A 6,539-nucleotide genomic window follows, 5' to 3' on the forward strand; every position below is an offset into this window, starting at 1 on the left:
TTAGTATTATACTCTCAAATTTACAAAGTAAGATTAAATACTACCTCCAACGCCTTTAAATTTTTCCACAAAAGCAATTATTTTTTGTAAAACACCTTGTTTTTTATTTAAATAGTTTGGATTTAATGGGCTCATTTTTGGCAAAATCTCATTTAACTCCATTCCTCTATCATCTGCAAAACCTCTTTCTAAAGAGTATTTTATATATCTTTTTGCTAAATCCTCTTTTAAATTTTCATCTTTTATTAATTCATTTGCCTCTTTTTTTTGAATTTCTCTTGCATATTTATAAAATCCATCTATTAAATCTGCTTTATCTTTATAAATATCTAGATTTGTGCTATTTATAAAGTCAATTATAAGATCTTCTTTTGCTCTTTGTCCAAGACTTGATTTTATCAGTCTTCTTGCTTCATCTATTAAAGAGTTTTTATCTTTTTTATCTTTATTTTGTTCGAAAATAAGCTCTAAAATATAGTCTAAATTTATCTCTTGAGACTTTAAAAGCTCTATTTCAAAAACAACATCATTCCAGTTGATTATCTCTTGATTTTTATTTTCTGAATTTTCTTGTTTATTTCTCCACTCTTTTATATCATTATAGGTTGATTTGTAGTCTTGAATTTCTCTTAAAGATGGTATTTTTATATCTTTCATTTTATCAATATCATCATCAGTTAGATAAAATCTTTCTTTAAATTCTTTTAAATCTTGAGTGTTATTTAAATCAATATTTTGAAACTCTTTAAGTGCTGTAAATTCATCATAGTTTTGTAAGATATTTTCTAGTTTTAAATATTCACCAAAAAGCTTTACAAACTCTTTTTTATCTTTTTCTAGTGATATTTTAGAAGGATCTGGAAATTTAATTTTTAATTCATTAACAACTTCTAAAAACCCTCTTTTGCTTTCATCTTTAAAGCCATTCATATACTCATCATAGCTTTTTTCTAAAATAATATTTTTAGCATTGTCACCAAAAAGAGCTATAGCCTGAGTAGTTGCTTTTTCTAGATCTCTAAAAGTTATAATATTTCCAAATGTTTTTGTGGAGTCGTAAATTCTATTTGTTCTAGAGTATGCTTGTATAAGTCCGTGATATCTTAAATTTTTATCCACAAATAAAGTATTTAGCCTTGGTGCATTAAATCCTGTTAAAAACATTCCAACTACTATTAATAAATCTATTTTTTCATCATCTGGTATATCGTTACCATTACTATCTTTTCCATTAGTTCTTTTTGATACATCTCTATAATAGTTTTGAAACTCTTTGCTATCAACTGAATAATTTGTTTTAAACATTTCATTGTAATCATCTATAGCATAGCTTAAATACTCTTTTGCAGTTAAGTTCATCACATCAAGTTCAAATCCTTCATCTTCTATTTCTCCTTTTGCATTTTGTTCTTCATTTGCAGCGTATGAAAAAATTGTAGCGATTTTTAGAGGATTTTTGCTACCATTTTGTAATTCTTTAAATTTTTCATAGTATAACTTAGCTGCTTCAATATTACTTACTGCAAACATAGCATTAAAGCCTTTTGATGAAGTGTTAAGTCTGTGAGTTTTTTGATTAAAGTTATTTAAGATATATTTTGAAATTTCGCTAATTCTTTCAGGATGTAAAAGAGCTTGTTTTGTTTCACTTGCTTTTAAAATTTCTTCATTTTGTTCTGTTTCAATGCTTTTAAATTTAGGTCTGACATCGTTATAATCAACTTTAAATTTAAGCACTTTTTCATCTCTTATAGCATCAGTTATAACATATGAATGAAGTTTTCTTCCAAATACGCTAGCAGTAGTTTGGCCAATAAGTGCGTTCTCGGAAAATATAGGCGTTCCAGTAAAGCCAAATTGATAGTATTTTTTAAATTTTTTTCTTATATTTTTTTGTACCTCGCCAAATTGTGATCGATGGCACTCATCAAACATAAAAAGGGCTTGTTTATTGTAAATTTCTAAATCATCTTCGCTTTTTATAAGGTTATTTAGCTTTTGAATAGTTGTAACTATGATTTTATTATCATTTTTTAAAATATTTGCTTTAAGTTCTGCTGTGTTATTAGAGCGATTTACGCTATCAGGGCTAAATCTTTGATATTCTTTTATAGTTTGATAGTCAAGATCTTTTCTATCTACTACAAAAAATACTTTATCTATAAAATCTAAATTTGTTGCTAATCTTGCGGCTTTAAAGCTAGTTATAGTTTTTCCACTTCCAGTTGCGTGCCAAATATACCCACCACTTTCTGGCTTGCTATAAATTTTATTTTGATATGAGCTTTGTATTTTCCATAATATTCTTTCAGTTGCTGCTATTTGGTAAGGTCTCATAATTAATAAAGTATTCGTTGTATCAAAAATGCAGTATTTTATAATAATATCTAAAAGAGTTTTTTTCTCTAAAAAAGTTGCGGTAAAATCTTTTAAATCTTGTATGATATTGTTTTTAGCATCAGCCCAGTTTATAGTAAAATCAAAGCTATTTTTATCTCTTTTTGTAGTATTTGCAAAATATCTTGTATCAGTTCCGTTTGAGATAATAAAAATTTGAGTAAATTTATATAAAGAGTGTTCGCTATTAAAACTTTCTTTTGTATAGCGGTGAATTTGATTGAAGGCTTCTTTTATGGCTGTGCCTCGTTTTTTAAGCTCTATTTGAACTAATGGTAAGCCGTTAATTAAAATTGTCACATCATATCTATTTTCACATTTTCCTTTTTGAGTAAATTGTTTTATAACTTGAAGAGTGTTTTTTTGTGGATTTTTTTTATTTAATAAATATATATTTTTTATTTCTCCACTATCAAATATAAAGTCATATTTATCATCATCGTGAATTTTTCTAGTTTTTTCTATAATAGTATCGCTTGTTTTATCTAAATACTCATCTAAAAATCTTTTCCATTCGTTATCATTAAATTTTATATTATTTAGTTTTTCGAGTTGTATTTTTGCATTATTTAAAAGTTTTTTGGGTGTATTTAAATTCTCTAAAAACTCATAACCTTGATTTTGAAGATCTTTTATGAGTTCTTTTTCTAGCTCATACTCGCTTTGATAGGACTTTTCATTTTGCTCTATTTTTTTATAATTATCCAAAACTATAAAATTATTAGTTTGTGCTAATGTTTTCATTTTATATCCTTAAAAGTTAGTAATTTTTCTCTATAGTATTCATACTGCTTTTTTCGTAAATCAATCTCTTGTGGCAAGCCTTTTGTTAAATCACTTGTTAAAGTGTTAAATTTATCTAAAATATTAACTATTTTTTCTTGAGTTTTTAGGGGTGGAATGGGGATTTTAACTTTTTTTAAATCTCTATTGTATAATCTTTGAATAGTTCCTCCTGTTGTTGCATTCCACGGTTTTAATTGATAATAATAATATAAAAATTTATTTAAAACTATTTTTTCATTATTATTAATCCATACAATATTTGAATCTTGAAAATATGCAGGATTACCATCAAAAACAACACAGCGTCCGATTGTACCAGATGTTGAAATTAAAATATCACCTTTATTTGGAAAAGAAAATTTAGATTTATATTCAATAAATTTATCTTTTGAAATATAAGAATCTGCTTTTTTTCCAAAAGTTCCTATTTTGTAAAATGGAACTTCACCACAAGGACTTGTTTCGCTTTTTAAAATTCTTTTACACATGGAAATTTCACCAATTTCCCCTAAACTCATAAGCTCATACCCCCCCCATTTGTCAAGATTTTCAAAGCTTAATAATTTATCTCTATAATATTCATATTGCTTTTTTCTTGCTGTAAGCTCTGCTGTAAGCTCTGAAAACGCGTCAAGAATTTTTACTATTTCATTTTGAATTTCAAGTGGAGGGATGGGGATAGAAATTTCTAATATTCCAGAAACATTTAAATGTCTTATTGTAGTACCACTTACATTTTTCATCTTTTTTCTTTCAAAAAAATAACTATTCAATAAATACATTAAATAATCTGATGAAATAATATTTGATGGAGTTAAAGCTATAGCATCAGAACCTAAATAAATTTCTTTTACTTTAAGTACAGAAGCTTTTCCAATTTGAGCTTCTTTTGTAGTGCTAGATATAGGTAATAATAAACTATTTTCTTTAACTAATGTAGAAGATTTACATAATTTTTCATCAATTTTTGTTACAACATTATTTATATAATTTCTATACGTAGTGTATAGCTCTCCATATAATATTGCGGGTATTTCTCCTGTCCCTTTATCTTCTTTTTTTAATCCTTTTCCTCTTTTAAACTCGCAAACTTCGCCTAGCTTTTTAAACTCAACCCCATTTGGACATAATTTATTAATTAAATTTTCTATTTTATTCATAGCTTTAACTTTTATAAGTTTTTTACAATCTCATCGATTGATTTTCTTAAATCATCAACTTTTAAAACTATCTCTTTAATCTCCTTATTTAACTCATCTATATTTATAATCTCTTTTTCATCTTTAGCTTCTAAATATGAACTAACTGAAAGATTATAATCATTTTCTTTAATCTCATCAAAGCTAGCATTTTTACTAAAATGCTTAATCTCATCTTTTGAGTCAAATACTTGAATGATTTTTTCTATATGAGAGTCATTAAGTTCGTTATTGTTTGTTTTTTTATCAAAAAGCTCGCTTGCATCAATAAACTGAATATTCGTATCATTTTTATGTTTTGATAAAACTAAGATATTTACAGCAATAGAAGTTCCATAAAATAAATTTGGTGCAAGGCTTATTATAGTTTCAATGAAGTTATTATCAACTAGATATTGTCTTATTTTTTGTTCTGCTCCACTACGATAAAAAATACCAGGAAAGCAAACAATAGCCGCCCTTCCTTTAGCTGATAGATAGCTTAAAGCGTGAAGCACAAAGGCAAAATCAGCTTTTGATTTAGGTGCTAAAACACCAGCTGGAGCAAAACGATCATCATTAATTAAAGTTGGATCATCACTTCCTATCCACTTAATCGAATATGGCGGATTTGATACAATTGCATCAAAAGGTTTTTCATCTTTAAAGGCAGGATTTATAAGAGTATTGCTATGAAAGATTTCAAATTTATTATAGTTTATGTTATGTAAAAACATATTCATTCTAGCTAAGTTATAAGTTGTATGATTTATCTCTTGACCAAAAAATCCATCTTCGATTATGTGATTATCAAAATGTTTTTTAGCTTGAAGTAGGAGTGAGCCAGATCCGCAAGCTGGATCGTAGATTTTATTTACTGTTTCTTGTTTATGCATAGCAAGGATTGAGATTAGTCTTGATACATTTTGTGGAGTGAAAAACTCGCCACCGCTTTTACCTGCGTTTGATGCATAATTTGAAATCAAATACTCATAAGCATCACCAAAAAGATCTATTTTGCTATCTTCAAATTTACCAAAATTTAATCCAGCGATACCTTTTAAAACTGCACTTAGTCTGTTATTTCTTTCATCAACAGTATTTCCTAAACGAGTGCTTCTAGTATCAAAATCAGCAAAAAGACCTTTTATATCCTTTTGTGAATCATACCCATTTGCTGAGTTTTCAATATTTTCAAAAATATTTTTTAAGTCAATGTTTAAATTTTCGTTTTTATCTGCATTTTTTACAACATTTTCAAAAAGCTCGCTTGGATAGATAAAATATCCTTTAGTTTGCGTGGCGTCTTTTTTGATCTCTTCAGTGATTATTTCATCGCTTAACTCTGCGTAATTTATACTCTCATCACCCGCTTGCATATAATCACTAAAATTTTCACTAATAAATCTATAAAATAAAGTTCCTAAAACATACTGTTTAAAATCCCATCCATCGATTGAGCCCCTTACTTCATCAGCAATTTTCCAAATTTGTCTTTGTAGCTCATCTCTTTGTATGCTACTTGTCATAATTTCACCTCTTTATATAAATTTATATAACTTACTTTTTAAAATTTATAAATTAAGTATTTTATAAAAACTTATATTTTTTAACTTTTTCATTTTAATGCTTCTATCTCCTTAAAAGTTAGTAATTTTTCTCTATAGTATTCATACTGCTTTTTTCGTAAATCAATCTCTTGTGGTAAGCCTTTTGTTAAATCACTTGTTAAAGTGTTAAATTTATCTAAAATATTAACTATTTTTTCTTGAGTTTTTAGGGGTGGAATGGGGATAAGGATTGTTTTTAAATTTTTTTGATTTAGTTTAGGCGGCAATCCTCTTACCATATTGCTTATATCTGTAACTTGCAAACAATAATAAATAAATCTTAAATTGTAATTATCTAGTTGTTCTAATATGTGAGCATGATTATTAACCCAAATTTTACTAGTAGCCCAATTTAAAACCGGTGTCTTATCTTCATTTATAACACTACCATCTTCACCTAGTAGAATAAAAGTTCCATCAAAAATATAATCATCAATATAGTCAATAATGCCATTTGCTCCATAATAAGGATAAATTCCTTTTATTCTATTCTGTTTTGATATAGGCTTTCTTTCATTGTCTCTTATTTTGCAAATTTCCCCTAAACTCATAAGCTCATACCCCCCCC

Annotated in this window: 4 protein-coding genes; all 4 read right to left on the bottom strand. The window is 27.0% G+C overall.

From position 1 onward, the window contains the following. Nucleotides 1-33: 33 nt before the first annotated feature. Nucleotides 34-3,141, bottom strand: coding sequence for a type I restriction endonuclease subunit R (locus tag F1B92_RS01455; RefSeq protein ID WP_154570140.1), 3,108 nt, complete (start codon nt 3,139-3,141; stop codon nt 34-36). Beyond that, complete coding sequence (locus tag F1B92_RS01460) at nt 3,138-4,343, bottom strand: restriction endonuclease subunit S (protein ID WP_154570141.1); 1,206 nt, start codon at nt 4,341-4,343, stop codon at nt 3,138-3,140. Before F1B92_RS01460 ends, F1B92_RS01455 begins: the two co-directional genes overlap by 4 nt. An 11-nt stretch (nt 4,344-4,354) precedes the next feature. Next, nucleotides 4,355-5,890, bottom strand: coding sequence for a type I restriction-modification system subunit M (locus F1B92_RS01465; RefSeq protein ID WP_154570142.1), 1,536 nt, complete (start codon nt 5,888-5,890; stop codon nt 4,355-4,357). Nucleotides 5,891-5,979: 89 nt separating this feature from the next. Further along, nucleotides 5,980-6,539 (bottom strand): restriction endonuclease subunit S (locus tag F1B92_RS01470; RefSeq protein ID WP_229770865.1); only part of this gene is annotated, 560 nt, incomplete at its 5' end.

Origin of the sequence: Campylobacter portucalensis, assembly GCF_009690845.1 — a bacterium.
Classification (GTDB): domain Bacteria; phylum Campylobacterota; class Campylobacteria; order Campylobacterales; family Campylobacteraceae; genus Campylobacter_B; species Campylobacter_B portucalensis.

Excerpts from the sequence above, each read along its gene's own strand:
- F1B92_RS01455 (WP_154570140.1), bottom strand. The coding sequence starts at position 3,141 with ATGAAAACATTAGCACAAACTAATAATTTTATAGTTTTGGATAATTAT.
- F1B92_RS01460 (WP_154570141.1), bottom strand. The coding sequence starts at position 4,343 with ATGAATAAAATAGAAAATTTAATTAATAAATTATGTCCAAATGGGGTT.
- F1B92_RS01465 (WP_154570142.1), bottom strand. The coding sequence starts at position 5,890 with ATGACAAGTAGCATACAAAGAGATGAGCTACAAAGACAAATTTGGAAA.